Here is a 25,656-nt window from a genome sequence, read left to right on the forward strand (position 1 = left end):
GAAGTTATAGCTATAAGTGTAAACATTTCTCAACAAAAACATGTTAGCGCTTGCTAACAATTAATGCAAGCTCTTTTTCCAAAAAAAGAAAGCCGGGAGCTCATCACAAGCTCCCGGCCAAATAATCTTTCTATACTTATTACTCTTCCGAATTTGCAGCTGCAACCTTGTCTGCTCTTGCCTCTACCTCTTTTGCCTGAACATCCGAAGGAGCCTGCTCATATCTGTTGAACTCATACTCGAACTCGCCGCTGCCGCCCGTCATTGAACGAAGCTGTGTGCAGTATCCGTAGAGCTCCATCTGAGGAACCTCAGCCTCGATGATCTGCTTGCCTGCTGCGGTAGGATTCATTCCGAGCACTCTTCCTCTTCTCTTGTTAAGGTCGCCCATTACGTCGCCTGTATAGCTGTCAGGAACCGTAACCTTGAGAGATACGATGGGCTCGAGAAGAACGGGAGTTGCATCCATGAAGCCCTTCTTGAAGGCATTGGAAGCCGCAACCTTGAACGCCATCTCGGACGAATCAACAGGATGATACGATCCGTCATAAAGTGTAGCCTTAACGCCCACAACGGGATAAGCTGCAAGAGGTCCTCTAAGAACAGACTCTGCGATACCCTTTTCAACTGCAGGGAAGAAGTTCTTGGGAACCGCTCCGCCTACAACCTCCTGATCGAAGGTATATGCAGTTGTCGGATCTCCCGAAGGAGCAAAGCGCATCTTAACGTGTCCGTACTGACCGTGACCACCTGTCTGCTTCTTATATTTGTACTCAACGTCAGAATTCTTTCTGATCGTCTCTCTGAACGCAACCTTAGGCTTGGTAAGATCGATGTTTACCTTATAGATATTCTCAAGCTTACTCTTAACAACATCGAGGTGCATGTCACCCATGCCGTACAAAAGAGTCTGTCTGTTCTCGGCGTCATTTACAACCCTGATCGTCTGATCCTCAGCCGCGATCTTGGCAAGTGACTGTGCGATCTTATCGATATCCTGCTTGTTCTGAGCGTGGTATCTCATAACCGTGTAAGGCTGAGAAATATCCATCTTAGCGTACTGAACGGGAGTAGCCTTGGTTGAAAGCGTATCGCCCGTAGCTACATCGAGCTTTTGAAGTGCGCCGAGATCGCCCGCATGGAGCTCAGGTACTTCGGAAGTTTTATTTCCCTGAAGAATATAGAGCTTACCAATCTTAACCTCAGTATCTTTTCCGGCAACGAACATTACGTCGTCGGGCTTTAAGATACCCGATCTAACCTTGATAAGTGAATACTTACCGATGAAAGGATCAATCATTGTCTTAAATACAAAAGCTGTTTTGGGTTTTGAGAAATCAAAGTCAGCTTCGAAGATCTCGTTGGTATTGGTGTTGATGCCCGCCATCTTACGATTCTCGGGACTTGGCATATACTTAACGATATCATCCATAAGAGTGTAAATACCCTGACAAAGAGTACTTGAACCCATCTCGATGGGAACGATGCTGCCGTCACATACGTTGGTGCGGACAGCCGCTCTTATCTCCGATTCTGAGAAAGTGTCTCCGTTAAAATATCTGTCCATGAACTCTTCGGATGTCTCTGCAACAGCCTCTAAAAGAGTGTCACGGCAGATCTTAAGGTTGGCTTGGTTGTACTCGGGAACGTCGCATTCAACAACTTCCTTACCCTGCCATCTAAAGCCCTTCTCCTGAATAACATTTACGTATCCGACGAACTTCTCGTTCTCACGAATAGGTAAATTGAAAGGCGCAATCTTTTTTCCATACTTATCGGTCATATCCTGTACGACCTGTCTGTATGAAACATCATCGATATCCATATCTGCTACGAATATCATGCGGGGAATCTTATACTTCTCGCAAAGCTCCCACGCTTTTTCTGTACCTACCTCTATTCCTGCCTTGCCGGAAACTACGATGATCGCCGCGTCGGCAACGCTTATAGCCTCCTCTACTTCACCGACAAAATCAAAGAAACCGGGAGTATCCAGGACATTGATCTTGTGTCCATCCCATTCCATGGGAATTGTTGATGTGCTGATAGAAATATGTCTCTTCTGCTCTTCCTTATCAAAATCGCTGAGAGTGTTTCCATCTTCCACTTTACCGATCCTAGATGTAATACCTGCAAGATAAGCCATTGATTCAGCCAAGCTTGTCTTGCCGGCACCGCCGTGCCCAAGCAGTACAACGTTTCTGATCTTGTCTGTTGTGTAAACGTTCATATCTTGTCCTCCAGTCGCTTCATTTTGGGTAATATGTATGAGATATGATACAAGTCCCCCAAAAACTTATAATGATATTTTACTAAAGATACTGTACCAAAACAAGAGTTATAGGTGATTTTGCACAACGTTCTCACATAGCATTCAAGCCTTTATGCATTTGATTTTCGTACATTAAAGTGTTATAGTGTAATTCACTACTTACGATTTTTTTCGCCTTCAAATAAAGGCGTATATTACTTAGGAGATTTTTTTACATGAACAATGAAACCTACGGCTTTATCGGCCTTGGACTTATAGGCGGCTCGATAGCCCGCGCAATAAAAGAAAAGCAGCCAACATCACGCATCATAGCCTACACTCCTCACAAGGAGACCGTAGACAAGGCATATGAGCAAAAGATTGTAGACCTGCCCCTTTACGAGATCGGTCAAGAATTTTCGGACTGCGACTACATCTTCCTTTGCGCACCCGTCGAGTGCAACAACGACAACATCGACAAGCTCTTGCCCTTCCTTGATAAGAAGACGACGCTCACGGATATCGGCAGCGTCAAGACAGGGATCCATGAGAAGATAAAAGAGCTTTCACTTGAATCCCAGTTCATCGGCGGACACCCGATGGCAGGTACCGAGAGAATCGGCTTTGGCAACTCCAAGTCATCTCTTTTGGAAAACGCTTATTACATCCTCACAACAACAGAGTCTACGGAAAAAGAAAGACTTGATAAATATTATGATCTCGTCAAGATGATCGGCGCGATCCCGCTTGTAGTCGACCACAACAGACACGACTACATCACAGCGGCAATAAGCCACGTTCCGCACGTCATCTCCGCTTCGCTCGTCAACCTGGTAAAAGACAACGATTCGGAAGATCAGCTCATGAAGACCATCGCCGCGGGCGGATTCAAGGACATCACGCGTATCTCCTCATCTTCACCCGTTATGTGGCAACAGATCTGCACTACCAACGCAGACAACATCTCAGAGCTTCTTGGCAAATACATTGATTCATTGTATGAGATCAAGCTTGCCATCGACGAAAAAGAGACTGATAAGATATTTGATTTCTTTTCATCCGCAAGAGAATACAGAGAATCATTTATCGAGACTTCAAGCGGACCGATCCAGAAGGTACACAGCATCAACGTTGAGATCGACGACCAGCCCGGCTGCCTTGCAAGCGTTGCTCTCCTTCTTTCCGAGAACAAGATCAACATCAAGAACATCGGCATCGTTCACAACAGAGAGTATGAGCGCGGAACGCTTAAGATCGAACTTCACGATAACGCAAGCTTGGAAAAATCCATCGAGATACTCGCAGACAAGGGCTACAACGTATACAAGAAATAAATCACCTGAGGAAAAAAGATGATATCACTTAGCAAAGCTACATCACCGATAAAAGGCAAAATAACGGTTCCCGGAGATAAATCCATTTCTCACAGAAGCATCATGTTCGGTGCTCTTGCCGAAGGAACCACAACGATCACCGGCTTCCTTGAGAGCGCAGACTGCCTCTCGACGATTGATTGCTTCAGAAAGCTTGGGATCGAGATTGAGAAAAAGAACAATCATATGACCGGAGTTCCGACGATATATGTTCACGGTAAAGGTATAAACGGTCTGACCGCGCCGGATTCACTTCTTTATACCGGCAACAGCGGAACGACTACAAGACTGATCTCCGGAATACTCTCCGCTCAGTCTTTTGACACAGATATCACAGGTGATGCTTCGATAGAAAAGCGTCCGATGAAAAGAGTCATCACACCCTTATCCGAAATGGGCGCCGATATAGTTTCAGTAAAAGACAATGACTGCGCGCCTCTCCATATCACAGGCGGAAAGAAGCTCCACGGAATCACTTACAACAGCCCCGTTGCTTCCGCACAGGTTAAATCAGCGATAATACTCGCAGGCCTCTACGCAGATTCTGCGACAACAGTTATAGAGCCCGCTCTTTCAAGAAACCACACCGAGATCATGCTTAAAGCTTTCGGTGCGGATATTCACAATGAAACATACGAAGACGGCAAAGCCGCAGCTGTCCTTAATCCCGGGCAGCCACTCAAAGCAATAGACATAAACGTTCCCGGCGACATATCTTCCGCTGCTTTCTTTATCGCGGCAGCGCTCATGGTTCCCGGCTCCGAGCTTCTTATCAAGAACGTCGGAGTTAACGAGACAAGAGCCGGCATCATAAATGTCTTAAAGCGAATGGGCGCCGATATCACTCTTTTAAACGAAGATGATTCAAGCGAAAAGCGCGCCGACATCCTTGTTAAATACAGCAAGCTCCATGGCGATGAAAACAAAGAATTCGTTATCGGCGGCGCAGATATCCCGACAATGATTGATGAACTACCCGTTGTAGCGGTTCTTGCAGCTACAGCCGATTGCACAACGATCATCAAAGATGCTGCAGAGCTCAAGGTAAAAGAATCCAATCGAATCGACTCGGTTGTAGATAACTTAAAAGCGATGGGATGTGACGTTACGGCAACCGATGACGGAATGATTATCCGCGGCGGAAAGCCTTTAACAGGTGCCGAGATTGATTCTCACAGCGATCACAGACTTGCGATGAGCTTTGCTATCGCGGCCCTCGGCGCAGAAGGCGAAACAATAATTACAGACGATAAATGCGTGGATATCTCATATCCCACATTTTTCAGCGATCTTAGATCGTTATTATAAATTGGGGAATTTATAATCATAAAACGCTTATTAAAGGACAGGAGGATAATTTAAATTGTCAAACAAAAGTCTAAACAAAAAGCGATTGGGAATTATTATTCCAATCGCTTCATTTCTTATTATGATCGGAGGCGTGATCATTTTCGCCTCCGGGTATCTTTTTGCCAAGCATGGAATATCACAGGATAAAAATTCAAAATCGCAAGCTTCGATAGCTTCTTCATCCGAATCCGCTTCAGCTTCCGAATCAGCTTCGGACGAAGACCCTGAAACCGATCATACTTCCTATGAAAGTATTGATATTGAAGCAGACATAAATAAGTCAGTATCTTTGGATTGGTCAAGAGATATTCCCAAAGAATACGCTATCACATTTGATGTTAACGAAAGTGATGATACATGCACTATCATCCTCCCCGCAGACAAAGCATTTGATATTACTTATTCATACTATTACCACACAGACAGCTATGCTTCTTTGTTTTCACACGATGCAATAAATACACCCGACACGATAACCGGATTCAAAGCTTGTGATGTTAACTTTGACGGATATACCGATATTATTTTTACAGGAACGAAAGATCGTGAAGAAATGTCATGGCTCTTTGTAGGTGATGCAGCGGTTTACGATCCCATTGATGATTACGAAGGAACCAGCTTTGTTGCTTATCCCGCGATCACTGACGCAACACAATATCTTAATAGGGGATTTAGCGCAGACGATGTAAGCGATTACTATTCCAACGGGCAGATAAACGGAGAATTCGAATCTTATAAAGAAGGCTATAAAGCCATCATAGGATTTTATGAAACACTATCTGCAAGAACAAACAGATATGATCTTATCAAAATTGATGATGATGACATCCCGGAACTTCTCATGGCCACAGGTGAAAGAGGAAACAATTTCTCCGTTTGTACATTCAAGGATGGCTATGTATATCAATTTATGAATTGGCATCATCAAAAAGACTCATATGAATACGTACCGCAAAAAAATATAATCCTGCAAAATAACAGCACCGAATCTTATATCTACGGTTTGAAGGATTGCAAACTAGCCATCGGATACGTTGAAGATCTATCCAATTACGGATCCAATCCGTTTAAGAAAGCGGTCTCATTTTCAGATGGAAAAGAGGCTAAGGATTTCATAAAAGAACAGCTTGATTAAATATCTCATCAATTATAAAGGGCCAAAAGCAGAAGCTTTTGACCCTTTGTTTTTAATTATCTGTATTTACTCGTTTCCGAAAAGATCTCTCGTATAGACCTTGTCTACCACATCCGAAAGCTCGGGTGTGAGTCTGTTGGCGATTATAAAATCACACTCTTTTTTGAACTCATTAAGATCGTTTATAACCTTGGAATTAAAGAAGCTGTCTTCCTTGAGCGTCGGCTCATATACCACACACTCTATGCCTCTTGATTTAATTCTTTTCATAATGCCCTGAATCGCGGACTGTCTGAAGTTATCGGAACCCGCCTTCATCGTGAGCCTGTATACACCAACCTTCTTGGGCTGAAGTGCCCAGATCCTGTCGGCGATATAATCTTTTCTCGTCCTGTTGGCATCAACGATAGCCGTGATGAGGTTATTGGGAACATCCTCATAATTGGCAAGAAGCTGCTTGGTATCCTTGGGAAGGCAATAACCGCCGTAGCCAAATGAAGGATTGTTGTAGAAGTCTCCTATTCTCGGATCAAGGCATACGCCGTCGATTATATTCTTGGTATTGAGACCTCTGACCTCTGCATAAGTATCAAGCTCGTTAAAAAACGAAACCCTAAGTGCCAGATACGTATTGGCAAAGAGCTTGACCGACTCAGCCTCTGTCGTGTTCATAAACAGTGTCGGAATGTCTTTTTTAAGAGCGCCCTGCTTAAGAAGATCGGTGAAAATGTGCGCCTTCTCCTCAGCTTCCTCGGAATCCGTATTGTAACCTACGATTATTCTCGATGGATAAAGGTTGTCATAAAGCGCCTTTCCCTCTCTTAAAAACTCAGGTGAAAAGAGAATGTGATCCGTCTCATATTCATCCATAAGATCCGAAGTATATCCAACCGGAATCGTGGATTTGATTATGATATAAGCGTCGGGATTCACTTTCCTAGCCTGCTCGACAACACTTCTTACAGAAGACGTATCAAAGTAGTTAAGTTTCTCATCGTAATTGGTGGGCGTCGAAACAATGATAAATTCGGCGTTTTCATACGCACTTATCGCGTCCGTTGTCGCACGAAGCCTGAGCGAATCCTTCTTAAGATACTCTTCTATCTCTTTATCGACTATGGGCGACTGTCTCTTGTTGATCATATCAACCTTCTCAGGGACAATGTCCACCGCGGTAACATCGTTATATTGTGATAAAAGTACGGAATTGGAAAGTCCTACATATCCCGTACCTACTACTGTTATCCTCATGTTCTCACCTCATAATACAGTCAAAATGCTTATTGCAGATCATAAATTCAAGGCCACGTGTGCACTCGCACTACATAATTGTATAAAAAATAAGCACTCTAGGCAAGGATGACTCGACAATCAGGTCAAAAAAATACTATATTTTGTGTTTGGTAACCAAATGAACACAAAATAGACACACAATCTTCACTATTTTACAATATCTGTTTGATACATTTAATATGAAATAATTTATATTATTTTGGAGGCAAAGTATGAAAAAAACTTTAAAAGCACTCTTATTGTGCCTTTTTCTGTGCATCGGAGTCCTCTCACTCCCGATAGGTGCACTTGCTGAAGAAGGCGAGGGGGAAGTCAAAGACATTGTAGAACTTGTCGAGCTCTACAAGGAAGGGGAGCCTTTGGAAAGTGGGGATGTAATCTCCTTAGGCGATCAATTTGAGCTCAAATACACACTTAATGAGCTCTACCTTAACTACGGCGACGATGCCGAAGACGGAAACGACAACTATATCAAAAAGGGCGATAAGATCATTCTGCCCAAATTCCCAAAAATACTGACTGACTACGAAAAAAATATAACAATGGATATCGATAATCTCTCCGATCCACTTGGAGTAGTTACTTTGGACGAGGAAGGAAACGTCTTGCTTGAAGTAACAAATGAAAGTGAAGGCGAGCACCTTACTAATGTTACTTTTGGTATCGCATGTAAGCTTGACGATGACCAAATCGGCGATAATGAGGAATACTCTATCGAGCTCCCCAATAACGATACACCGGTCAAGGTTAAGATCAAAGAGAATGAAAAGCCCGAAGATCCCGGTCCCATTATCGTTGATCCGCCGCTTAAAGATAAGATGAAGCTTAGCAAGACAGCATCCGAAACAATAGAGCGCGACGGCGACGACGCCATATTATCCTGGACGATCACTCTTGATAATATGGGTTATGACTTTAGCAACTTCGTGCTTTACGATAAGTTCAAGTCTGATTCCAAGACTGACATGAAGCTTATAACCGATTCTATCGAAGTCACCAAAGACGGATCTGATATCACGAGCGATACTTCTGTTGATACAACTCCCGGAACAGCTGATTATAACGGCAGCGCAACCGGATATGATTTTGCTATCAGACTCGGAGATATTTCAGGCGAGAGCAAATATGTCGTTACTTATAAGTCCAGACTGAAGGACTATGATACTTACCTCAAGCAGAACCACTCTTCTGTTCCGAGAAACGAGACTTGGTTTGAATTTGGTGATGAAGAGCACAAGACATACAGCGACCTTGTAAAGACAAACGGTAAGCTCATCGGAAAGCCAGGTATCGTAAAGAACTTTACAAATTACGATGCAGCCAATCACAAGATCACTTGGAAAATTGAAGCCAATACAAGTAAACAGCCTCTTACCAATGTAAATATTCGAGAGGTTATCGGCGAAGGACAGGAGCTTGTAGAGATCACCAATGCCACCCTTGAAGGTGAAGATTACGATATATCCGATAAATACGCAGGTGACCCCGATACCAAGATTGACGGAATCGACAAGTACGGCGAATACGTAATTACTCTCGGGGATGACCTTAAGAATAAGACATTAACATTCTACGTTGTTACACAGCTTAAAGAATCCGAAATGGATTTCTATTCAGGAAACAGTAAAAAAGTATATAAAAACAAAGTAGTAATGAACTCCGTAGAAATGGCTAACGTTATTGATGAAGTTGAAAAAACCTGCGAAAGTAAAGTTCTCACAAAAGAAATTGTTGGAAAATACAATTATGCGACCCATGAATTCAAGTACAGAATTGTTGCCAATGACAACAAGATGCAGATGTCTGAGATCAGTGTCAAAGACGGATTGAACGAAAGCGGTCTTGAACTCATTATTGCTACCGACAAGCCTATTAAGATGAACGGCGTCGAGCTTCAGAAAGATACAGGTGTCAGACCTTATTACACATATAGTGACGGCATCCTAACAGTTTACCCTGAAGATGCAGAAGCCGGCGAAGACGATTCAAGAAAAGAAATCACCTTTACCGCAAGAGTAAAAGATGACACATACTTGGATAATATCGCTGCAAGTTCAATCAATATTTCCAACAATGCTACGATAAAGACTAAGGAATATCCCGAAACAACGGTAAATTCAGATAAGGCAAAAAAGACCATCAATAACTCGATGGTAACAAAAACCGGAGCCGCAACCAAGGATAAGAAAACTGCTGAGTACTCAATTGTGATCAACAACTCCAAGCAGGTTCTTCCCAACGGAGTAAAGATCATAGATACTCTCGGTGCAAGCTTCGAGCTTGATGAAGAATCAGTTAAGCTTTATATGGGTTCCATCAATCCCGATACAGGCGCCGTAACTGTAGCCAAAGATGAAAACAATGCTGAGATCGAAGCAACAGGATATAAAACAAATACTTCCGGCGGAAGTGGAGAAAAGACTCAGCTCGAAGTAACTCTCCCCGATAATTCAGACCGCAACTGCTATATCCTGAAATATAAAGCCTTGCCTTTGTATCCGGGAAATAATGATTTTTCAAACAATGCTCAGATGCAGGGATTTGGCGGAGATGCTACACTTGCTTCCGGCGTATCATTAAGCAAGAGCAGCTTCAATACAGGAACATCAAGCAACTCAGTAGTGTTTACCATAACCAAGCTTGATGAAGAAGACGAGACACCTCTTGAAGGCGCAGTTTTCTCAATAACAGATGAAGACGAAAACGAAGTACTGAGACTTACTACCAAGGCTAACGGACAGGCTAAATCTATCGGAAAGCTCAAACCCAATACAGTTTACTTTGCAAAAGAAGTAACCGCTCCGGAAGGCTATGATGTAAACGAAGAATCCTTTAGATTCGTCACAAACACAAATAAAGTAAACCTCAACTTTACTAACAAGAAGACCAAAGCTCAAGAGCCGGATGTACCGAATCCCGGAAACGACGACGATAATAAAGACGATAATAAAAACGGAAACAATTCGGGAAGCAACAACTCAGGCAACAACAGTGATAACAAGAACGGCAATAGTTCCGACAACGGATCGGGCGGCCCTTCAAACGGATCGGACAGCAAGAACTCAGGCGGATCATCCGATAAGCACCACAGTAGCGATGACCACCACGACAACAACGGCGGAAACAACAACTCCGATTCAAACGCAAATAATGCAGCTGCCAACACCAATGCAAATACGAACGCTGCCGCTAACAAAAATGCCGCAAACGCCAACGCCAACAACGGCAATAAGCCCAAGATAATTGTTAAAGCTCCCTCAGAATATGATGATCTTCTCCTTAGCGATGAAGAAATCAAAGCAAAAGGCTATGAGGTTGTAGACGGAGCGACCATCGAAGGCGGAGATCCTAATTATGAATACATTATAGGACCTAACGGCGAAGTATTGGGAGCCAGAAAAAAAGCCATAGCAGGCGCTAAGCTTGCCAAGACAGGTGGATTTGTAGGTACTCTCGTATCCTACATCATCGGAGGAGTCGCTGTAATAATCGGAACGGTTCTTTTGGTGATAAATCCTAAGAAAGCTCATAATAGGAAAAGAAGATGAAATTGTTTTTAAGAATTACAGGCGCGGTATTACTGGTATTTGGACTGTTTATGATAATCGCCTCAATATCAATAAACGTAATACAGTCGCGAGAAAAAGAAAGCGCTCTCGCATCTTTCTATGAGGCGCAGCCCATTCCCGAAACCGAGGAAATGTCGGAGGATGGACTTAAGACCGTATCACTTGAAGATGGCGATGACACTTTATTTGGAACAGACGACATTCTATATGTCGTAAGAATTCCCAAGATTGATTCCAAGGAGCCGGTTAAAGAGGGCACAAATAAAAGCGCCCTCTCTGCTTCCCTCGGTCACGAACCAAATACCGCTTCTCCCGGAGAAGTCGGTAACTGCGTAATCGCAGGCCATCGTAATTATAACTTTGGTAAATACTTCAACAGACTTGATGAAGTTGAGGTTGGTGATGAGATTTTTGTAGATACAAGAGATACCACCTATAAATACAAGGTATCCGAGATTAAAGTCGTTAATCCCGAAGATATCGAGATATTAGATCCTACCGATGACGAGCAGCTAACACTTTATACATGCACTCCAATTTATATAGCTACTCACAGACTTGTTGTAATCGCGAAAAGAACTGAGGAGAACGCTTAAGCGTTCTCCTCATTCTTTTTTTGGTTATATATAGGTGCAAGGATGAATACAATCAGCACAAGGAAGCTGATAAGATGAACCGGCACCTGAGAAAGTGTTACCGTCTGATCCTTGATCGCGTCTGCGTTGCCACCCGAAAATACCACAATGTAATTGTTGTTTATGAAATGCATTAAGGCTATGGCCCATATATTCTTCGTCTTCATAAATACATATCCAAAGAATATTCCAAGTCCGATGCATGTAATGACCTGCATGAGCAAATACACAGGGCCTGATGTGGTTGTATAGAACATAAAATCGAGACCGAAATGCCACAATCCCCATACAACACCAAGTATCAATACGCCGAGTCTAAGTCCGAACTTATTCTGAATAATAGGCTGTAAATAATATCTCCATCCATACTCTTCTCCCCAGAACGCCAAAAAACTAAGCGGGAAAAGTAACAGTATGGAAAGAGCGTTGATATAAGTCTGTGGATTGGTAAGTGCACCGATCAATTCCTGAAGATTACCGGCTGCGTCAGGTGATACAAACTTACCAAGGTATGCCGAGATCAACAATCTTACTATAAATAAAACCACAAACAAAAATACCAAAAGGGCACTCATACCTATTTTGTTTCTGGAAAGGCCCACATTTTTTCTTTTTTCCTTACCACATGCCCAAAAAAGGATATAAGCTATAAGGCTTCCTGCCATTAACACATACTGGCTGTACAAATCTATATTTGTAACAGATCCGGCCTGTGTCTCAATCGTAGTAACCGGTACGATCAATGAAGCAATAGACATTCCTATCATAGCAAGCGCTGTGATAAGCACTACTATAAACCCGGCCTTGGGAATCTTTTTCTCCTTATCTCCAAAAAGAAGAAATCCAAGTATAACTCCGCATGCAGGGAACATCATCTGCGCATTGGGAAATACCGAAAGATCTTTACCGGCTCTAAGCCCAAAGAACATGATTAAATACATAAAAAATGTCACGCCATAGGCTACGGCAATAAAAGTTGTCAGTCGTTTCTTAAAAGTATTATCCATTTCAGTGCCTCCAATAGTCGTTTTTTTCACACCTTTCTAGCTTACCATAATGATTATCCTTATTCAAATGAAGCGACCTAAGAAGGGGCGTAAAAAAGGCTTTCCCGGGCATCAGTGCATGGGAAAGCCTCATAAACACTCATATTAAATTATTCTTCCAGCTCGGAAAGCGCATCCTCTACGGTTCCGTAGACTCCGATGTGCATCTTGACATCCTCAGGCATACCGATGAACATACCGCCATAGCAGTATGTATCGCCCTCTTTCCATGCACGGACAATCTGGATGAAGACATGCACTGTTTCTTTGGTCCACAGCGTAAGATTCGCCTCATAATTGGCGCCGATCATAAGCTGCTTATCGGTTGTAAAGCCGATACCTTCGGTAGATGCATCGATAATCTCAATCTCCACGGTATCTGACTTGGGACCGCTTGTGATCTCTTTTATAACAATATCTCCCGAAAGCTCCAGGCGTTTATTTTTTCTTCTGTCTTCCATAACAAATCTCCAATAATACAATCAATCTTTCACGACTTATTATACACTATCACAGATCCGTTATAAAGCACGCATCGCCAAAAGAAAAGAATCTGTATCTTTCTTTGATTGCTTCCTCGTATGCGGCGAGGATGTTCTCGCGGCCGGCGAGTGCGGCAACAAGCATTACAAGCGTTGACTCAGGCAAATGGAAGTTCGTGATAAGCTGATCCAAAACCTTAAACTTATAGCCGGGATAGATAAAGATCGAAGTGTCGCCGCTACACTCCCGAAGCCTTCCGTTTTCATCGGCAGCGCTCTCTATTGTTCTGCAGCTGGTTGTTCCGACACAGATGACCTTATGGCCTGTCTCTTTTGCCTTATTGATCTTATCGGCGGCTTCCTGCGTCACCCGGTACCATTCGGTGTGCATATGGTGCTCTTTGACGTTTTCTACCTTGACGGGTCTGAAAGTACCAAGACCGACGTGAAGGGTTACAAAAGCCATCTCAACGCCTTTTTCGCGTATCTTTTGAAGGAGCTCATCCGTAAAGTGAAGGCCTGCGGTAGGAGCCGCAGCGGAGCCCTCAAACTTAGCATATACCGTCTGGTACATGTTCTTATCTTGGAGCTTATGCGTGATATAGGGAGGAAGCGGCATCTCGCCGAGTCTGTCGAGGACCTCTTCCCAGATACCGTCGTAGTAGAATTTCACAAGTCTGTTTCCTTCCTCAACGATATCGAGGATCTCAGCCTTTAAGATTCCTCCGCCAAAAGAAACCCTGGCACCGGGACGAAGTTTTTTGCCCGGTTTAACCAAAGTCTCCCATACATCATTCTCTTTTCTCTTTAAAAGAAGTATCTCAACAGCTGCGCCCGTGCCCTCTTTTTCACCAAGGAGCCTAGCGGGGATAACCTTGGTGTTGTTAAGGACAAGGCAGTCACCGGGATTAAGATAGTTAATGATCTCACTGAAAATGTGATGCTCTGTCTTACCCGTCTTCTTATCGATAACAAGGAGCTTACACTCATCTCTCTTTTGAAGAGGATCCTGAGCGATAAGCTCCTGTGGAAGATCGAAATAATAGTCAGCTGTTGATAAACCAAGTTCAGCTCTATTACTCATAAAATCAAATTACTCATTTCTAAAATCAATGTTTTCAAGGAAAGCAACGTATCCGCGAAGTGCCTCGTATAGGTCGGCCTTACTGATAACTTCCCAAAGTGAATGCATGCTAAGAACGCAGATTCCGGAATCGATAACATTCATGCCGTATTTGGCAAGCATGTAAGCGATCGTTCCGCCGCCGCCCGCATCAACCTTACCAAGCTCTGCGAACTGGAATACGACCTTTTCTTTATCAAAGACCTTTCTGATCTCTGCAATATACTCAGCGTTAGCGTCACTTGAACCGTATTTTCCTCTTGATCCGGTGTACTTATTAAACGCAACACCCTCTCCCATGTATGCCGAGTTCTTTTTCTCAAACTGCGAAGCATAGTGAGGATCGAATGCCGCAGATACATCGGATGAAAGCATGCAGGAGTTTGCAAGGCATCTCTTTAATGAAAGCTCGTTGTAGCCTTCCTTTGTGAGATTCATAACCTCGGCAACAGCCTTTTCAAAGAATCTGCTCTGCATTCCGGTTGCGCCGTAGCTTCCGATCTCTTCTTTATCAACGAGGATACAGCAAGCCGTTCTCTTAAGGTTCTTGGCTTCGAGAATGGCTCTCATTGAAGGATATGCGCATACTCTGTCGTCATGTCCGTATCCCATGATCATTGATCTGTCAAAGCCCGCATCTCTGGCTTTTCCTGCAGGAACGATCTCAAGCTCGGCTGACATAAAGTCGTCTTCTTCTATTCCGTAGAGATCGTTGAGGATTGCAAGAATACCGCGCTTTACGGCTCCGGAGAGCTTACCGGATTCTTTCTTTTCCTCTTTTTCATGATTAACGGCGTACTGCTCGCCGGGTGTTAATTTAGTGCTTGCCTTTTTCTCTTTTTCCGAATCATTGTCGACGATAAAGGGTCTGTTACCAACGATAAGGTCAAGTACTTCGCCCTCAACAACGGCAGAGGCTTTCTTGTTCATCTGCTCGGCTGAAAGATGGATCAAAAGATCCGAGATAAAGAATACCGGATCGTCCTCATCCTCACCGACACTTAGCTGAACGGTCGTGCCGTCTTTTTTTACAAGTACGCCGTGGATGGCAAGGGGTGTCGCAACGTAGAGGTACTTCTTGATACCGCCGTAGTAGTGAGTATCAAGAAAAGCGTAGCCTCCGTCCTCATAAAGAGGATTAACCTTAACGTCGAGCCTTGGAGAATCGATGTGTGCTCCGAGGATGTTAAGTCCTGCCTCCATGGGGTCTGAACCCATCTGGAACATAACGATGCTCTTGTTCATCCAGACGCAATATACTTTATCACCCTTTTTAAGCTTAGTCTTTGTACCGATGAGAGTGTTGAGCTCTCTGTAGCCGGCTGCCTCTATCTCGTTAACGATAGTGTCAACGGCTTCTCTTTCTGTCTTGGAATTATTAAGGAATTCCTTGTAGTCCTCAGCAAATCTGTCGCATGCTTTAAGCTGAGTTTTGTTGTATGTTGTCCATACATTTTTTCTCATTAATCCATGCTCCTTTCCTTTTACAGGTTGAATCATAATTATGAGCGAAGTTCGATATTAAGTGACTCGAGGCCGTTCAATATCTTCTTCATTGCTGCATTTACTTCATCGTCTTCAAGAGTCTTTTCCTTGTCTCTGAATACAAGTGAATATGCCATAGACTTGAAGCCTGCCTTGATCTGCTCACCCTCGTAGATATCAAAGAGTGAAAGATCTTCAAGCTTCTTGCCGCCGCGCTGACGGATCATCTTCTCAATGTCGCCCGCAAGTACTTCCTTGGGAACGACCATGGAGATGTCTCTTGTAACAGCAGGGAACTTGGCAATTCCTGTGTAGATCGTATCGAAGTTAGCATGCTCAACAACGTGAGGCATATCGATAACTGCAATATAAACTCTTGTGCCGATATCATAATTATCGCACACAACGGGATGAACTTCACCTAAATATCCAATAACCTCTCCGTCATAAACGACATTGGCCTGTCTTCCGGGATGAAGGAAGGATTTGCCTGCATTGGGATCGTACTCTACCTTGTCGAGCATTCCTACGCTGTCAAGAAGCTCCTCGATAACGCCCTTCATGCTGTAGAAGTCACCGTCTCCGTAGAAACCAAGTGTGAACTGCATTCTCTCATCAGGAAGCTCTGTAAGAGGAAGTGACTTAGCCACATAGATGTTGCCCATTTCATAGAGGCGAACGTCCTTGTTTCTGCGGTTATAGTTGGTTGCAAGGCTGGTAAGCATGCCGTTGAGAGGGATAGTTCTCATTATTGAGAAATCTTCTCCCAAAGGATTGGAGATCTTGATAGCCTGTCTTTCTTTTGCATCCTCAGGTAAAAGAAGCTTATCAAATACCTTGGGGCTTTCGAATGAATATGTATAGCCCTGTGAGAAGCCGCAGAACTGAGCTACTTCTCTGGCTTTTTTCTCTACTCTCATCTTGAATGAGATACCGCCTGTTGTTGCGCTGTTCTTAGGAAGAGTTGTAGGGATCTTGTCATATCCGTAGAATCTTGCAACTTCCTCAGCGATATCGCACATCTGGTTAAGATCCTGTCTGAATGAAGGGATGATAACTTCATCGGTTGCAGCATCGTAACCGACTTCTTCTTTATTAAGGATTGCGATCATGTCTTCCTTGGAGATATCTGTTCCGAGGAGCTGATTGATCTTGTCAGCTTCAAGCGCAAATCTCTTAAGAGGTGCGATAGGAAGACCCTCTTTTACGATTCCGGGAACAACTTTACCGCAGCCAAGCTCGTTTATAAGCTGGCAAGCTCTGTTGATCGCGATCTCTGCATTAGCAGGATCAAGTCCTTTCTCAAAGAAGCCTGAAGCGTCTGTACGAAGTCCTACTCTCTTAGCGCTCTTTCTGATGTTGGGTCCGTTGAATGTAGCAGCCTCAAAAAGAACTGTCTTAACGTCGTCAGTGATCATTGAGTTCTCACCACCCATGATACCTGCAAGTCCTACTGCCTTCTCTGCGTCGCAGATCATGAGAACGTCTTTATCAAGCTTTCTCTCCTGTCCGTCGAGAGTTACGAAAGTATCGCCGTCAGCGGCTCTTTTTACAACGATCTTGTTACCTGCGATAGTGCTAAGATCGTAAGCGTGCATGGGCTGACCAAGCTCCATCATAACGTAGTTGGTGATATCAACGAGGTTATTGATGGGACGAATGCCTACGCTTGAAAGTCTTCTCTGCATCCACTTAGGTGAAGGCTCGATCTTTATGTCTGTTACGACTCTTGCGCAGTAGTTTGTGCAAAGATCTGTATCCTTGATCTCTACGCTGATCATATCGGAAGTCTTGCCCTCGCCGTCTTCTTTAACTTCGATGGCAGGTGCGTTGAAAGGAAGCTTAAATGTAGCAGCAGCCTCTCTTGCAATACCAAGAATGCTATAGCAATCAACTCTGTTTGAAGTTACTTCAAATTCAAATACAGTGTCGTGAAGACCGAGTACGTCAACAGCATCGGCTCCTACTTCTGTGTCCTCGGGGAAGATGTAGAGACCGTCCTCGGGAGCTTCGGGATAGAAATCTTTGGTTGAACCGAGCTCTTCGATCGAGCACATCATACCTGCACTGGGAACGCCTCTGAGCTTACCGGCTTTGATCTTGATGCCTTCAGCGGGATTGGGGCTTCCGTCGTGACCGCCCGCAACACGTCCGCCGTCAAGAACAACTGGAACCTTGTCGCCTTCCTTCATATTCTTGGCACCTGTGACGATCTGGATCATCTCTGTTCCGATGTCTACCTGGCAGATAACGAGCTTATCTGCATCGGGGTGCTGCTCGATTGTCTTGATCTGACCAACCACGATCTTCTCGAGGTTCTTATCAAGTGGTGTGTATGTTTCTGTCTTGGTTCCGGAAAGTGTCATCGCATCGAAGAATTCCTGATCGGTGCATGAAAGGTCCGGTACATATGCTTTAATCCATGATTTAGATGAGTTCATTTTTATTCTCCTGTTCTGTGAGTGAAATCTAATCGTATATAACACTACTGTGATATACGGATTGCTTCGCGCCTTCGGCGCTCTCGCAATCCTACAGAAATTCGGAAATCGATATGCTCATTTCATTCGCACATCTTTTTTCCTCATTTCTGTTCGGTCTTCATATACATGCAATGCATTGTGCAAGCACAGCAATGCATGTGCATGAATCCCTATATCACTAAAATTGCTGAAGAAATCTTATATCATTCTCATAAAGAAGTCGCATATCATCGATCTCATATTTGAGAAGCGCGATTCTCTCAAGTCCTACACCAAACGCAAATCCAACGTACTCGTTAGGATCGATTCCGCTCATCTCAAGAACGTGAGGATGTACCATACCGCAACCGAGAATCTCGATCCAGCCCTCGCCCTTACAGAAACGGCATCCCTTACCGCCGCACTTAAAGCAGCTTACATCCATCTCAGCAGAAGGCTCTGTGAAAGGGAAGTGGTGAGGTCTGAACTTTGTCTTGGTATCGGGTCCGAAGAGCTGCTTAGCAAACTCAGCGAGCGTTCCCTTAAGATCTGCAAATGTAATGTTCTTATCAATAACAAGTCCTTCTACCTGGTGGAAAGAAGGTGAATGTGTCGCATCAACTTCATCGGCACGGAAAACTCTTCCGGGAGCGATCATCTTGATCGGGATTCTGCCCTTCTCCATCTCATGAACCTGTGTTGAAGATGTCTGAGTTCTGAGAAGAAGATCTCCGTTAATATAGAAAGTATCCTGCTCATCTTTGGCGGGGTGATCCGCAGGGATATTGAGCGCTTCGAAGTTATAATAGTCTTTCTCAACTTCAGGTCCTTCAACAACCTCATAACCCATGCCTGTGAAGATTCTTTCTACCTCTTCAAGAGCGATGGTGTTGGGGTGATGATGACCGACTTTATTCTTCTTGGCAGGAAGAGTTACGTCGATGACCTCAGCCTTGAGCTTGGCATCACGTGCTGCAGCTTCCATCTTGTTCTTGGTCTCTTCAAGTACCTTCTCGATAGCTTCTCTTGTCTCATTTACAAGCTGACCAACCTTCGGTCTGTCCTCGGGAGCAACGTCCTTCATGCTCTTAAGGATGCTTGTGAGCTCACCTTTTTTTCCAAGAATGTTGACTCTGATCTCATTAAGTTTGTCGAGGCCGTCAGACTCACGTATCTGCTTAAGGGCCTCCTCTCTAATTTTGTCGAGCTGTTCACTAATCATAATCTTCCTCCATATTTTTGCGTAAATAAAAACCCTTGTGCCAAATAGCACAAGGGACGAATTATCGCGGTACCACCCAAGTTCCCGGCATATATAATGCTCGGACACTCATTAAATCTGTAACGTAGACGTACGTCTCACCCTACTAAAGAAATCATTTCAGGCAAGCTGCTCCGGTGCGAATGTTCCGTATATGCTCTCATTAGGAAGCTTCCAGCCGATGACTTCCATTCTCTGTAATGCAAATCCGCATAACATCTTGGGCGAGGCCCACACCTTCATAGCATTTGTTATTTTCTATTTCAACAACTAATTGTATTGGGCAAAAAAACTTTTGTCAAGCCTTATGATGCATCAAGCTTCCACAGAGAATGTAGGCATACTATCATATACCTCCGTGAGCGGACTCCAATTTTGTAAGTCAAACTCATCGTCTTTATCATCTTCCGCATCATAAAAGACTTCTCCACTCTTCTTTTTCTTCTTATCATCTTCGTCTATGGTATTCGGTAACTCATCATATGCTCCCGACTTATGAAACTCAGTCACCACCCTATTTACCACGGCAAATATGTATTCCCTGTCGGGATCGTTTTTCGATATGCCATTTAAAGCGGAAGTTATAATGCGATCTGCCTCTTCCTTACTTTTTGCATGCTTTAGCTGCTCTTCAACAGCTTCAGCCATTCTTTGCACCCTCAGCGCATGCGCATACATGATCGGATTGTATCTTCTTAAATATTCCATCTCCTCCTGTGAAAGCTTTTTCCCTGATTGAAGCTTGGCGTTTATACGGGCTTCTATCTTGGCTCGGTCCGCTTCCGACATTTTTCCCGTGTCATTTCCTCTTTCCATGATATACCGCGCCAATTCTATTTCTGTTGTGATCTTTTGAGTATCTTCTTTTTTGAGATTCAGACTAATATTCATATAGCTCCTCCGTATCGTAATGTTTCAATGCTTTCATTCAAAAGAAAAAGCGCGTTTTTCAATGAAATTCAATCCATTGAGAAACACGCTTCCGTCGCTATTTATTATATCGTCAGATTATATGGTTTTATTAACTATTGCCAGAATATATCCGCGCCATTTCTTAAGAAAACTTAAGAATTATCTACAGCAAATCTTAAGTTTTGTCTGATATCATTGAATATGTCGACGGTCTTTCAACGGCCATTCTTATGTCGACGCATGGCGGATTCGCCAAATTCTATTTATAAGGAGAGCTAACCGTCTATCGGTAGCACCTTTTCTTTTAATAGCAGTTCTCTTTTACGTAGTCAAACAAAAGTCGTCAAAGGAAGTTCTGCTCTCGCATTCGCTCGCCAGAACTAAGTAGTACAGCACGACTCAAAAGAACTGAGTCTGCTGATTACTTACCTTTCCACGTTCTTCATTCCTTCGGTGAGCCACTCGGGGATTACCCAGTCAACGACTTCGCCGTTTCGTACGGAGCAAAGGCCGTAGAAGTGAGTGCCGGTGTAGGAGTAGACCATTAAGTCCTCGCCGGTTTTATGAATGTCGGCCTTTCCTTCCTGTGTGATCACAACGTCCACATCAGGGAAAGAATTGATGGGAGCGCAGGGCTCTGCCTGGAAATCCATATCGCCGCAATCCCATGAGTAGATATTGCAGGTATATTTCTTGGTGTTACCTTCTTCGGTGATGAGTGAATCAAATAAGACTTTATCGCCGTCACGCTGCTCATAGAGCTTACCGACTTCAAGGTTTGCTCCGCCGCCGCTTATTACAAGGTCAGCAAATGCCCCGCCTTCAAGGGGTGTTTCGGGATCGCACTCTGTTAAATTTACCTCGGAAGTATCCCAAGTACATGTAATTGTCGCAAGAGGCTTTGCTACGCTGTCTTTATCATCGGAAGCTGCCTCTGTTGTATTTTCTTTTGTTGCACTGTCAGTGCTCTCGATAGTAGCTTCGGAAGTCTCTGCCTCTGCAGAAACTGCTGCGGTGCTCTCTTCATCCTGTACTGCGGGCGTCTCGGTTGATGTATCCGAGCAACCCATAGCTGTCATGGCAAGCACTGTCATGGCTAATATAAAAGGTATAATTTTCGCTTTCATTTTTAATATTTCCCCTTTTCTTTTTTCATTTAGCGTTTTAAATGTTACAAACAGCATTTTACAATATTTGACAATTTTTTGCAAATTTCGCGGTGTTTCAGCACATTGTTACAACAAAAGAATAATTTTTGAGATTTTTTCAAAATAATATTTGACAAATATGTTAAGTAATGTATAATAATAATTGAAGAGCATCACTAAAGCTTTTCCATATACTACATGTGGAGTAACCCACATGGTACCCCCCTCATAAAAGTAAGTTCACGTACCAACAAAAACGGTGTGGATACAGATTGTATCCACACCGTTTTACCGTATTAGCCTTTATTTATTAGTTTGAGCTTATCTTCTCGTCTTAGCTGCTTGATGTGCCATTCTCTGCTCATGGCTTCCTCCTTGGTGTCAAACTCCTCATGATATACGAGTTTAACCGGAAGTCTTGTTTTGGTATATTTGGCCCCCTTGCCCGCATTGTGATCCGCTATCCTCTTTTCGAGGTCGTTGGTCCATCCGCAGTACAAAGAACCGTCGGCACATTCAACTATATATGTATAATTCATACTATTTTTTCTATATAAAAAATCAATTACTTAAGATCGTAGTCAAGATGAACGGTGATGGTAGCAGTCTTATGTCTTGAACCTGTATCGAACGCACCGTCATATGAATATGTGCTTGTTCCGGAATTCTGAGCTGTGATCTGGAATACACCGAGATTGGAGTTCTTGAGCTTACCAATCTTGGCGCCTGAATTCCTAGCCATGATATCTACACGCTCTTTGGCGTTCTGAGTTGCCTTTTCTATAAGATCGAGCTTTAATGCATCGAGATCAGAATAGTAATACTCGGGTGTATCGGAAGTAAACTCCACGCCCTTTTCAAGAAGGCTTGAGATGTCTCTTGAAATCTTCTCGACGTTGTCCATGTTAGTGGAAGTTACAACAACGCTCTGAGTAAGCTCGTATCCTTCGGGCTCCGATCCAATGTACTTGCCCTCATCATCGTAGATCTCTCTGTAAGTTCTTCTGATATCAACAGAATTAAACACGATCTCATCCTCGGCAACACCGTTTCCGGTAAGATAGTTCTTAACCTCTGAAGCATTGCTCTTAAGTGTGGCATATGCATCTTTTGATGAATAATCCGTTGCTGAGAAAGAACCTCTCCAGATAATAAGATCTGCGTCAAAATCAACGCTTGCGCTACCTGTAGCACTGATGATGTGCTGGCTTCCGGATCTGAAATTTGAAAGACCGCATGCAAGAGCCACGCAGCTTATAACCACGCAAACTCCGATGATAAGCGCACTCACCCAACTGTTTTTCTTTTGTTCCATCCTCTTTTCCTCCCGATCATAAGATTATTTTTAAGATAGTCCGCCAAAAGACATTTCATCGGCGGGTAATTTATATGATATCATAATCGCTAGTCATATTGGGAATGAAAACATTGGTTATTTTATATTTTTTTAACCGAAGAATATCTCGATACCGATTGCTATCAACACGATTCCGCCAAGTATCTTTGCCTTTCCGGCAAGCTTAGTCCCAAACTTGATACCAAGCTTAAGACCGATATAGCAGACAACGTGTGTCACCATACCTATAATAAGTGCGCATATGAGAACTTGGGGAACTTTGTAGGATGATATCGTAAAGCCTACCGAGAGTGCGTCGATAGATGTAGCTATTCCTTGTAAGATAAGGACTTTGTTGGATAGATTGGATTTACCGCTTCCCATGTGATTGGGACATTCAGTGTTTGTGCACTCATCGCAAGAAAGATTTTCAGAACATTTCTTTTCACGTATGCCCTCTATTAGCATCTTACCGCCTATTATCGCAAGGAGTATCAGTGCGATCCACGGTATAAACGGTCTGAATCCGTTGAACATTTCCGCTGCGTAATGAACGAAAAACCAGCCTATTATCGGCATCATGATCTGGAACGCCGCATAAACAAAAGCAATTTCGTGTCTTCTCCTTCTCTTAATGTGCGGATGTGTGAATCCGTTGGCCAAGGAGACAGAAAAAGCGTCCATCGCAAGACCAAAGCCCAGCATGGCGCTGTTAAAAAGAAATATTATGTTGGTTGCCATTATTACATCTCCTAATCCTTGAAGTCTAGTAATGTAAATCAAGTATAGTTTTTAAATTATAGCATAAAAAAAGGAGCAATGCGCCCCCAAAAACTCCATAAAGCAAAAAAAACACAAAAAAAGACGGGCATCCATTTTCTAAATGAACACCCGGCCTTAATTAAGTATTTCCAATGGCTTGTCCTCTCTTTTCTGTTTTATATATATAAATCACATCCTTAAGCGACACCTTGACATCCCTCGGCTCCTGTGAAGCATCGCCACGCTCGCTGTAGATGTCAGCCGCTCCGATAACCGCTGCTCACTTCCGGTGAAGCTTATGCCACCTTGGTTGCTTTGGTTTTATCTCCTATGTGATTGTAAATATAATATACCATTATTGAGAACATTTGTCAAACATCTTTTTTCTTGTGCTGCTATATTCAGACAATTCAGACAATTCCAGTGTTTACCTGAGAACAATTCTCACACTATTTACATTTGATAGAAAAGTGATAATAATGTATGATAAAAAAAGTATAAAAAACGTCTGAAAAGGGGACATTATGAGCGATTTTATTTTAAGTGCCTGCTCTACCGCAGACCTTTCACTTGAACATTTTGAGAAAAGAGATATCAAGTACATCTGCTTTCATTTTGAGATCGACGGCAAGGATTATCCCGATGATCTGGGTAAATCCATTTCACTTGATACTTTCTATCAGATGATGGCTGACGGAGCGATGACAAGAACATCACAGGTCAGCGTCGGAGAATATGCCGAATACTTTGAACAGTTCCTTTCACAGGGAAAAGACGTTCTTCATCTTACACTCAGTTCCGGAATCTCGGGAACATACAATTCAGCAATGATCGCAAAGCAGCAGCTTGAAGAGAAATATCCGGACAGAAAGCTTTATGTTGTAGATTCACTTGCTGCTTCCGCAGGCTTTGGTCTTATCATGGACAAGCTCGCAGATCTTCGTGACAGCGGCAAGAGCATTGATGAAGTATACAATTGGGCTGAAGAAAACAAGCTCACATGCAATCACTGGTTCTTTGTTTCAAACCTCAAATACCTTGTAAGAAACGGTCGTGTTTCCAAAGCTGCGGGTGCTATCGGAAACGTACTCAGCATCTGCCCTCTTCTTAACGTGGACCATGAAGGTAAGCTTATCGTCAGATCCAAAGTCAGAGGTAAGAACGCAGTTATGAAGGCTCAGGTTCAGAAGATGGTTGAGCTTGCAGAGAACGGCGCAGACTACGACGGAGAGTGCTTTATTTCAAACTCCCACTGCTACGAGGATGCAAGAGCCGTTGCAGATATGATCGAAGAGAAATTCCCCAAGCTTAAGGGCAGAGTCAAGATCTTCGACATTGGTACAACCATCGGAAGCCACACAGGCCCCGGTACAGTAGCCCTCTTCTTCTGGGGACAGAAAAGAGTTGATTAACTCAATATGATAAAAGCAAAGAGAGACTTGCGATCGCAGGTCTCTCTTTTCATTCACTCCGGCCGAGCCGGTTGTGATTCTGAGGTGGCATAATGTATAAGACAGTAAATCCTATTCAGCAATGGAATGACGACAAGTTATATATTTTCAACCAACCTACATCTACAATACAAAAAAATCAGTACCTCCGGTTAAGTCGGTGGTACTGATTTTTTAATTCTTTTTTCTGCTTCTTTAGGTCTTTCTTGGCTGCAGAAGTATATTCAATCTTCCATTTAGCCAATTTCCACATCCTCCATCTCATCAAGATCAGCTTGAGATATTCCCAATTCTTCCATTACTTCATTCTGAGAAAAACGTGCACCATTATCATTCGTCTCGCGTTGTATAGCCATTTCCATAAGTTCTGCATTTTCAAGCAATTCCATGATCTCTTTATATTCATCAGGAGAAATAATGACAGCTTCTGGCTCGTTATTCTTAATCACAACCTTGGGCGAACCTTTTTTAACCTCACTGAATATCCTGCCAGCTTGGCCTCTATTAAACATTGTTATCGGAATTATATTATCAAGGGTATAAGCCATATTATGCATACTTTCATCCTCTCTTTCTAATTTT

21 protein-coding genes are annotated in these 25,656 nt (G+C 43.3%); 6 read left to right on the forward strand and 15 right to left on the reverse strand.

Annotation, left to right across the window (positions count from 1 at the left end; genetic code table 11):
- Positions 1-139: 139 nt before the first annotated feature.
- Positions 140-2,230: an elongation factor G gene (locus tag D6856_RS01800; RefSeq protein WP_120685482.1), complete on the reverse strand. Its 2,091-nt coding sequence runs from the start codon at positions 2,228-2,230 to the stop codon at positions 140-142.
- A gap of 257 nt (positions 2,231-2,487) precedes the next feature.
- On the opposite strand from D6856_RS01800, the gene D6856_RS01805 reads away from it, so the two are divergent.
- The 3 genes from D6856_RS01805 to D6856_RS01815 are packed head-to-tail and all read left to right on the forward strand — an operon-like array spanning position 2,488 to position 6,109.
- Positions 2,488-3,585, forward strand: a complete 1,098-nt coding sequence (locus tag D6856_RS01805; RefSeq protein ID WP_120685483.1) for a prephenate dehydrogenase/arogenate dehydrogenase family protein — start codon at positions 2,488-2,490, stop codon at positions 3,583-3,585.
- An 18-nt stretch (positions 3,586-3,603) separates the two neighbouring features.
- Positions 3,604-4,932: a 3-phosphoshikimate 1-carboxyvinyltransferase gene (aroA, locus tag D6856_RS01810; RefSeq protein WP_120685484.1), complete on the forward strand. Its 1,329-nt coding sequence runs from the start codon at positions 3,604-3,606 to the stop codon at positions 4,930-4,932.
- Between the two features lie 55 nt (positions 4,933-4,987).
- Positions 4,988-6,109 carry a hypothetical protein gene (locus tag D6856_RS01815; RefSeq protein ID WP_120685485.1) on the forward strand — a complete coding sequence of 374 codons (1,122 nt, stop codon included), beginning with the start codon at positions 4,988-4,990 and terminating at the stop codon, positions 6,107-6,109.
- A 66-nt stretch (positions 6,110-6,175) separates the two neighbouring features.
- On the opposite strand, the gene D6856_RS01820 is transcribed toward D6856_RS01815, so the two are convergent.
- Positions 6,176-7,360 carry a nucleotide sugar dehydrogenase gene (locus tag D6856_RS01820; RefSeq protein ID WP_120685486.1) on the reverse strand — a complete coding sequence of 395 codons (1,185 nt, stop codon included), beginning with the start codon at positions 7,358-7,360 and terminating at the stop codon, positions 6,176-6,178.
- A gap of 254 nt (positions 7,361-7,614) precedes the next feature.
- On the opposite strand from D6856_RS01820, the gene D6856_RS01825 reads away from it, so the two are divergent.
- Both D6856_RS01825 and D6856_RS01830 read left to right on the forward strand, forming a co-directional pair.
- Entirely contained in the window at positions 7,615-10,950 is a 3,336-nt protein-coding gene (locus D6856_RS01825) for a prealbumin-like fold domain-containing protein (protein WP_120685487.1), read from the forward strand.
- The gene (locus D6856_RS01830) at positions 10,947-11,567 is read left to right on the forward strand and encodes a class D sortase (protein WP_120685488.1); all 621 of its coding nucleotides are present in this window, start codon (positions 10,947-10,949) and stop codon (positions 11,565-11,567) included. Before D6856_RS01825 ends, D6856_RS01830 begins: the two co-directional genes overlap by 4 nt.
- On the opposite strand, the gene D6856_RS01835 is transcribed toward D6856_RS01830, so the two are convergent.
- The 12 genes from D6856_RS01835 to D6856_RS01885 form a co-directional block, all read right to left on the reverse strand.
- On the reverse strand, positions 11,564-12,613 hold the full coding sequence (locus tag D6856_RS01835) for a CPBP family intramembrane glutamic endopeptidase (RefSeq protein ID WP_120685489.1): 1,050 nt from the start codon (positions 12,611-12,613) through the stop codon (positions 11,564-11,566). The two genes, D6856_RS01830 and D6856_RS01835, sit on opposite strands and share 4 nt — an antisense overlap.
- Positions 12,614-12,762: 149 nt before the next feature.
- A complete protein-coding gene (locus tag D6856_RS01840; RefSeq protein WP_120685490.1) occupies positions 12,763-13,113 on the reverse strand; it encodes a PilZ domain-containing protein in 351 nt (116 codons plus the stop codon).
- 49 nt (positions 13,114-13,162) lie between these two features.
- Positions 13,163-14,218 carry a tRNA preQ1(34) S-adenosylmethionine ribosyltransferase-isomerase QueA gene (queA, locus tag D6856_RS01845; RefSeq protein ID WP_120685491.1) on the reverse strand — a complete coding sequence of 352 codons (1,056 nt, stop codon included), beginning with the start codon at positions 14,216-14,218 and terminating at the stop codon, positions 13,163-13,165.
- A gap of 9 nt (positions 14,219-14,227) precedes the next feature.
- Entirely contained in the window at positions 14,228-15,721 is a 1,494-nt protein-coding gene (locus tag D6856_RS01850; RefSeq protein ID WP_243113989.1) for an aminopeptidase, read from the reverse strand.
- Positions 15,722-15,759: 38 nt separating this feature from the next.
- Positions 15,760-18,183 carry a phenylalanine--tRNA ligase subunit beta gene (gene pheT / locus D6856_RS01855; protein WP_120685493.1) on the reverse strand — a complete coding sequence of 808 codons (2,424 nt, stop codon included), beginning with the start codon at positions 18,181-18,183 and terminating at the stop codon, positions 15,760-15,762.
- A gap of 220 nt (positions 18,184-18,403) precedes the next feature.
- Positions 18,404-19,426, reverse strand: coding sequence for a phenylalanine--tRNA ligase subunit alpha (gene pheS, locus D6856_RS01860; protein ID WP_330543886.1), 1,023 nt, complete (start codon positions 19,424-19,426; stop codon positions 18,404-18,406).
- A 159-nt stretch (positions 19,427-19,585) separates the two neighbouring features.
- Positions 19,586-19,708, reverse strand: coding sequence for a hypothetical protein (locus D6856_RS15420; protein ID WP_256372399.1), 123 nt, complete (start codon positions 19,706-19,708; stop codon positions 19,586-19,588).
- Between the two features lie 72 nt (positions 19,709-19,780).
- Positions 19,781-20,356, reverse strand: a complete 576-nt coding sequence (locus tag D6856_RS01865; protein WP_120685494.1) for a hypothetical protein — start codon at positions 20,354-20,356, stop codon at positions 19,781-19,783.
- 446 nt (positions 20,357-20,802) lie between these two features.
- A complete protein-coding gene (locus D6856_RS01870; protein ID WP_120685495.1) occupies positions 20,803-21,504 on the reverse strand; it encodes a hypothetical protein in 702 nt (233 codons plus the stop codon).
- Positions 21,505-21,821: 317 nt separating this feature from the next.
- Positions 21,822-22,064: a GIY-YIG nuclease family protein gene (locus D6856_RS01875; protein ID WP_092250191.1), complete on the reverse strand. Its 243-nt coding sequence runs from the start codon at positions 22,062-22,064 to the stop codon at positions 21,822-21,824.
- Positions 22,065-22,090: 26 nt separating this feature from the next.
- Positions 22,091-22,840 (reverse strand): SIMPL domain-containing protein, encoded by a 750-nt coding sequence (locus tag D6856_RS01880; RefSeq protein ID WP_092250194.1) that lies wholly within the window; start codon positions 22,838-22,840, stop codon positions 22,091-22,093.
- Positions 22,841-22,972: 132 nt separating this feature from the next.
- The gene (locus tag D6856_RS01885; protein ID WP_120685496.1) at positions 22,973-23,602 is read right to left on the reverse strand and encodes a manganese efflux pump MntP; all 630 of its coding nucleotides are present in this window, start codon (positions 23,600-23,602) and stop codon (positions 22,973-22,975) included.
- A 545-nt stretch (positions 23,603-24,147) separates the two neighbouring features.
- Here D6856_RS01885 and D6856_RS01890 point away from each other — a divergent pair.
- Positions 24,148-25,035 (forward strand): DegV family protein, encoded by an 888-nt coding sequence (locus D6856_RS01890; RefSeq protein WP_120685497.1) that lies wholly within the window; start codon positions 24,148-24,150, stop codon positions 25,033-25,035.
- Positions 25,036-25,310: 275 nt separating this feature from the next.
- Here the strand turns inward: D6856_RS01890 and D6856_RS01895 are convergent, their stop codons facing one another.
- Entirely contained in the window at positions 25,311-25,631 is a 321-nt protein-coding gene (locus tag D6856_RS01895) for a type II toxin-antitoxin system Phd/YefM family antitoxin (RefSeq protein ID WP_120685498.1), read from the reverse strand.
- Positions 25,632-25,656: the final 25 nt, after the last annotated feature.

This window comes from Butyrivibrio sp. XB500-5, assembly GCF_003625505.1.
GTDB lineage: Bacteria > Bacillota > Clostridia > Lachnospirales > Lachnospiraceae > Butyrivibrio.

Excerpts from the sequence above, each read along its gene's own strand:
- D6856_RS01800 (WP_120685482.1), bottom strand. The coding sequence starts at position 2,230 with ATGAACGTTTACACAACAGACAAGATCAGAAACGTTGTACTGCTTGGG.
- D6856_RS01805 (WP_120685483.1), top strand. The coding sequence starts at position 2,488 with ATGAACAATGAAACCTACGGCTTTATCGGCCTTGGACTTATAGGCGGC.
- aroA (WP_120685484.1), top strand. The coding sequence starts at position 3,604 with ATGATATCACTTAGCAAAGCTACATCACCGATAAAAGGCAAAATAACG.
- D6856_RS01820 (WP_120685486.1), bottom strand. The coding sequence starts at position 7,360 with ATGAGGATAACAGTAGTAGGTACGGGATATGTAGGACTTTCCAATTCC.
- D6856_RS01825 (WP_120685487.1), top strand. The coding sequence starts at position 7,615 with ATGAAAAAAACTTTAAAAGCACTCTTATTGTGCCTTTTTCTGTGCATC.
- D6856_RS01830 (WP_120685488.1), top strand. The coding sequence starts at position 10,947 with ATGAAATTGTTTTTAAGAATTACAGGCGCGGTATTACTGGTATTTGGA.
- D6856_RS01835 (WP_120685489.1), bottom strand. The coding sequence starts at position 12,613 with ATGGATAATACTTTTAAGAAACGACTGACAACTTTTATTGCCGTAGCC.
- D6856_RS01840 (WP_120685490.1), bottom strand. The coding sequence starts at position 13,113 with ATGGAAGACAGAAGAAAAAATAAACGCCTGGAGCTTTCGGGAGATATT.
- queA (WP_120685491.1), bottom strand. The coding sequence starts at position 14,218 with ATGAGTAATAGAGCTGAACTTGGTTTATCAACAGCTGACTATTATTTC.
- D6856_RS01850 (WP_243113989.1), bottom strand. The coding sequence starts at position 15,721 with ATGAGAAAAAATGTATGGACAACATACAACAAAACTCAGCTTAAAGCA.
- pheT (WP_120685493.1), bottom strand. The coding sequence starts at position 18,183 with ATGAACTCATCTAAATCATGGATTAAAGCATATGTACCGGACCTTTCA.
- pheS (WP_330543886.1), bottom strand. The coding sequence starts at position 19,426 with ATGATTAGTGAACAGCTCGACAAAATTAGAGAGGAGGCCCTTAAGCAG.
- D6856_RS15420 (WP_256372399.1), bottom strand. The coding sequence starts at position 19,708 with ATGAAGGTGTGGGCCTCGCCCAAGATGTTATGCGGATTTGCATTACAG.
- D6856_RS01865 (WP_120685494.1), bottom strand. The coding sequence starts at position 20,356 with ATGAATATTAGTCTGAATCTCAAAAAAGAAGATACTCAAAAGATCACA.
- D6856_RS01870 (WP_120685495.1), bottom strand. The coding sequence starts at position 21,504 with ATGAAAGCGAAAATTATACCTTTTATATTAGCCATGACAGTGCTTGCC.
- D6856_RS01875 (WP_092250191.1), bottom strand. The coding sequence starts at position 22,064 with ATGAATTATACATATATAGTTGAATGTGCCGACGGTTCTTTGTACTGC.
- D6856_RS01880 (WP_092250194.1), bottom strand. The coding sequence starts at position 22,840 with ATGGAACAAAAGAAAAACAGTTGGGTGAGTGCGCTTATCATCGGAGTT.
- D6856_RS01885 (WP_120685496.1), bottom strand. The coding sequence starts at position 23,602 with ATGGCAACCAACATAATATTTCTTTTTAACAGCGCCATGCTGGGCTTT.
- D6856_RS01890 (WP_120685497.1), top strand. The coding sequence starts at position 24,148 with ATGAGCGATTTTATTTTAAGTGCCTGCTCTACCGCAGACCTTTCACTT.
- D6856_RS01895 (WP_120685498.1), bottom strand. The coding sequence starts at position 25,631 with ATGCATAATATGGCTTATACCCTTGATAATATAATTCCGATAACAATG.